Annotated in this window: 2 protein-coding genes and 1 pseudogene; all 3 read right to left on the reverse strand. The window is 53.2% G+C overall.

Annotated features, from left to right (window positions below; genetic code table 11):
* Positions 1-324: 324 nt before the first annotated feature.
* Positions 325-1,677, reverse strand: coding sequence for a GH1 family beta-glucosidase (locus tag F456_RS0121290; RefSeq protein WP_018979043.1), 1,353 nt, complete (start codon positions 1,675-1,677; stop codon positions 325-327).
* 223 nt (positions 1,678-1,900) lie between these two features.
* On the reverse strand, positions 1,901-4,252 hold the full coding sequence (locus F456_RS0121295; protein ID WP_018979044.1) for a glycoside hydrolase family 95 protein: 2,352 nt from the start codon (positions 4,250-4,252) through the stop codon (positions 1,901-1,903).
* A 258-nt stretch (positions 4,253-4,510) separates the two neighbouring features.
* Positions 4,511-4,897, reverse strand: a pseudogene (locus F456_RS24625) (ABC transporter substrate-binding protein); the annotation flags it as partial.

The following is a 4,897-nucleotide window of genomic DNA, read 5'->3' on the forward strand; positions in this document are numbered from 1 at the left end:
AACTGGGACGGAAACACGAAAAGGACGCGGCTTCCCGCGCCCTCTGGACATGCAAAAAGAGAGTTGAGTGATGTTGGGGACTTTGTCCCCTACACTATTCCTTGCGGGTTACTCGGGAGCCACTGGGGACTGCGTCCCCTACGTTATCCCTTCCGAGTTACTCGCAAACATTCGCGCTTCGCTGCTTCACTGTTCTTTGCGAGTTACTCCCAAACGTTCGCACTTCGCTGCTTCACTGTTCTTTGCGAGTTACTCCCAAACGTTCGCACTTCGCTGCTTCACTGTTCTTTGCGAGTTACTCGCAAACATTCGCGCTTCGCTGCTTCACTGTTCTTTGCGAGTCTCCATCCAATTGTTTTTCACTACATTCTGATACCAATAGAAACTTTCCTTCGGCGTACGTTTCAGGCTGCGGTAATCGAGGTGAACCAGTCCAAAACGCATCCGATAGCCTTCCGCCCATTCAAAGTTATCCATCAAAGACCAAGCCATATATCCTTTCAGGTTGATTCCATCGGCGATTACACGGTGAACCTGGGCAATATGCTGCTGAAGATAAGCAATACGGCGGATGTCGTTGACTTTACCATTTACGACGTCGTCGTTGATGCAGGCGCCGTTTTCGGTAATGTAAATGTCGATGTTACCGTATTTCTGCAGGTAATGGATAACCTCGTAAAGGCCTCTCGACTCGATCGGCCAGCCGATATCGGTCTTGGTCAGACCCATATCGACTTCTTCCATCTGCAGGTAACCGCCGTTCGGATCGAAACGATTGACGCTCATTGCGTAGTAGTTGATCCCAATATGATCGATTGGCTGCGCGATGGCTTCCATGTCGCCTTCTTGGATCGGTGGCACATGGCCGGACTGCTCGAAGAATTCGTACAGCGGCTTTGGATAGCTGCCTTTATAGATCGGATCCAGGAACCAGTCGGAATAAACCTGAATATTGCGGTCTGCTGCGCCCTGATCCTCCGCGCTCTTAGAGTAAGGTACAGCCCAAGCTACGTTCGGCGCAATGCCGATCTTGCCTTCGATACCAAGTTCGCGGAATTTGGATACGGACTTACCATGAGCGACAAGCACATGGTGAGCGACATCAAGCCCTGCTTGAAGATCCTGTTTGCCCGGCGCGTGAACACCAATGACATTGGACAAGAACGCGATGCACCATGGCTCGTTGAACGTCAGCCAATATTTGATCTTCCCGGAAAACTCGCGATACATCACTTCGGAATATTTGACAAAAGCATCGATACTGCGGCGGTTCTCCCAGCCTCCAACGTCCTGCAGCGCCTGTGGAAGATCCCAGTGATACAGCGTGCAAAAAGGCTCAATGCCGGCTTCCAGCAGTTTATCGACAAAGCGATGGTAGTAATTCAGACCCTCACGGTTGATTTCGCCGTCGCCGGTAGGAATAATCCGCGGCCAAGAAATCGAGAAGCGGTACGTGTTGATACCAAGCTCCTTCATCAGCTCGATGTCTTCTTCATAGCGATGGTAGCTGTCGCAAGCTACATCGCCATTATCGCCGTTGTAAACGCGTCCTGGGGTGTGAGAAAACGTATCCCAGATCGACGGTCCACGTCCGCCTTCCTGTGCAGCTCCTTCAATCTGGTAGGCCGCTGTTGCCGTTCCCCATTTGAAGTCTTTTGGAAATTGAAAAATGGTCATGGTTATCGTTCCTCCATAAGTTGAGTGTAGGTGATCCTGGCTCGGCAGGACTCTAATAAAGTCTAGTTCGCTGTATAACTGCGGAGCAGCGGCATGACTTCGTTTTGGCCGCTGTTTCAATCGGGAAGCTTAATGCAATCAGGAAACTTGAATAGAAGGAAAAGGGAGCTGCCCGATTTCAAAGACGAGCGCTATCCCTGCTCCACGATAATTTCCCCTCTACTTAATTGAAATCCAGATGGACCGTTTGTCCGGCGGCGATGTTTAGGTTGCCGATGAAAGCTCCGGCTTCGCCTGCCGCTGCCGGCGAAGATCCTTCAAAGGCGCTGTCCGTACGCAGACGGACCGGACCGGAGTGGTCGGCCGTAATTTCGGCCGACTGAATCCGGCCGCCGCGCCATTCCAGCGCGACGGTGAAGCCTCCCCGCGCACGCAGTCCGCGCACAGAGCCGTCGACCCAAGCTTCCGGCAGCGCCGGCAGCAGGTGAAGTTCGCCCAGATGGCTCTGCAGCAGCAGCTCTGCGATGCCGGCTGTACCGCCGAAGTTGCCGTCGATCTGGAACGGCGGATGGTCATCGAACAGGTTCGGATGCGTTGAACGCGCCAGCAGCGTATGGACGAAGCGGTAGGCGCTCTCGCCATCCAGCAGGCGGGCGTAAAGGTTGATTAACCATGCACAGCTCCAGCCGGTATGGCCACCTCCGTTTGAAATACGGGCCGCAAGCGAAGCTTTCGCCGCTTCAAGCAGTTCCGGCGATTGTTCCCGATTAATCGAATGCCCCGGATAAACGCCGTACAGATGAGAGACGTGCCGATGTCCCGGCTCTTCCTCTTCCAGCTCCGTTCCCCATTCCAACAGCCGTCCGTCTTGACCGACTTGGAGCGGCTGCAGCCGCTCCAATGCCGTGCGAAACTCGGCTGTTTCGTCTTCCTCAAGACCCAGTATCCCAGCCGCTTCGATCACCTGCTCCATAACGTCTCGGATGAGCGTGAGATCCATTGCCGAACCAAATGCCGTACTGCAGGGCTCTCCATTATCCGTACGGAAACGGTTCTCCGGCGAGGTGGACGGAGCAGTCGTCAGCATGCCGTCCGGTCCCTCCACAAGCCAGTCGATCGCGAACAATGCAGCTTCCCGCAGGATCGGATAAGCTTCATTGCGCAGGAAAATTTTGTCGCGAGTAAACAAATAGTGCTCCCACAAATGCGAGCTCATCCAGAGACCGCCCATCGGCCAGAACGCCCAACTGGCGTCGCCGCCAGATGGAGTTGTCATGCGCCACAGATCGACATTGTGGTGCGCCGTCCAGCCCCGTGCACCGTAATGAATGCTTGCCGTACGGCGGCCTGCCTGCGCAAGTTCGCCGATCATCTTCAGCATCGGTTGATGGCATTCTCTCAGGTTGACCACCTCGACCGGCCAATAGTTCATTTGTACGTTAATGTTGGAGGTATAATTGCTGTTCCACGGCGGCTCGATCTGATCATTCCATATCCCCTGCAAATTGGCCGGCTGTGTACCCGGACGCGAGCTGCCCATCAGCAGATAACGGCCGTAATGGAAGTACAGCGCCTCCAGCGCCGGATCTGCCGCTCCCTGCTTGTAGGCTTCCAAGCGCTCGTCTGTCGGAATCCCGGCACGTTCTGTACCGCCCAAATCCAGTTCTACTCGGCTGAAAAGCGCCGTATGTTCGCGAATATGCCGTTCGCGCAGTACGTGCCTGTCCAATGCCAAAGCATCCTTCAACCATGCTTCACATAATCGGTCCGGCCGACGGCTGCCGTTCTCAGGCAGCTTATCGTAAGCTTCGAAGTTGGTCGCGGCCGCCAGCAGCAGCATAACCCGATCAGCGCCCCGAATTTCAATTCGACCATCTATTGCGCGAACTTCTCCGCCTTCGACAACCGACTTTAATTGGGCTTCAAAACGCATGCCCAATCCTTCCTCGAACAAAATCGCCTGCGGATGATCGCGGAAATAGTTTGATTCCACATGGCTCGGCGCCATGCCTCTCATTGTTAGGCGGCCGTCTGTAAATGCTGCCGTTTCATAGGGCAGCAGACTCTCCAGGGATACATCAATGTCGAGATTTCCCGGACGGTCCACACTTAAGGTAACAGCCAATATCTGATCAGGCTCGCTGATCCAGACTTCACGGGTGAAGCGAACGCCGTCTGCCGTAAAAGTTGTCGTCAGTACGCCCGTACTCAGGTCGAGATCCCGTTCGTAATCCCCTGATTCTCCGCCGCCGATTCGGTCGATATAGAGGTCTCCCAGCGGTTGGTAAGCTTCTGTGTTCCAACCCAACATTCGTTGATTGATCAGCTTCTCCGCTTCATCGTATTTGCCGGCGAAGATTTGTTCCCGCGCCTGCTTCAAATAACGCTGAGCATCATAATTGACCTTGTCTCGAGGAAAGCCCGACCACAGTGTGTCTTCGTTTAGTTGGAGACGCTCTCGACGATCGCCGCCAAATACCATAGCACCAAGGCGGCCATTACCTGCCGGCAATGCTTCTTCCCAACGCTGTGCCGGCTGTTTGTACCATAATTTATACGTTTGATTTTGTTTCATTCCGACTAACCTCCGTCTTCGGAAAACGTTTTAGATCCGCGCCGTCGTATTCGCAGTGAAAATGCTTACACACACGTTTTTAGTATAAGTCAGCCGCTAATAAGCGTCAATTCATTCCTGAAAATACGATTGAAGATTTAGATATTCACTTCTATCCTTTTGCCGAAAACCTGGGTATAGCAAGCTCACATAAAAAGCAGCCTTCACCTAGTATGGATGAAGGCTGCTTCTCAAGTACCTATTAGGATTACTATAAATTTATTCGGCTGACCAGACCTCTACCGTATCCTTGATTACCTGTGTATACATCGCTTCCATTTCCGGGATACCGCTGCCTTCAAGATCCGCTAGCATCTGATCGTAGATAGCATCGAATTGTTCCGGCGCAGCTACGATTGCGGCTGGGATTGCTTTACGAACGATGTCCTGCGATTTTTGGAACGGCACCGTGAAGTCCGGCGTGCTTGGCGATGGCAGGTTGTATGCTGCGCCCCATTCTTTGACCGGGAATTCTTCTTTGCCAGGGAACAGATCTTTCCATGTCGTCGCGCCATAAGCTTCCAGTGCTTTCTTCACCGGCTCGCTGTAGTTCGCCGTGATCTGCTCCGGATAGTTTGTCGTATAGTAGTTGTCTGTCGAATCCTT

This window comes from Saccharibacillus kuerlensis DSM 22868 (assembly GCF_000378145.1).
In the GTDB taxonomy this organism is placed as follows: Bacteria; Bacillota; Bacilli; order Paenibacillales; family Paenibacillaceae; genus Saccharibacillus; species Saccharibacillus kuerlensis.

What these genes read in the sequence shown, in the direction of transcription:
- F456_RS0121295 (WP_018979044.1), bottom strand. Translation starts at nt 4,252, where the DNA reads ATGAAACAAAATCAAACGTATAAATTATGGTACAAACAGCCGGCACAG.
- F456_RS0121290 (WP_018979043.1), bottom strand. Translation starts at nt 1,677, where the DNA reads ATGACCATTTTTCAATTTCCAAAAGACTTCAAATGGGGAACGGCAACA.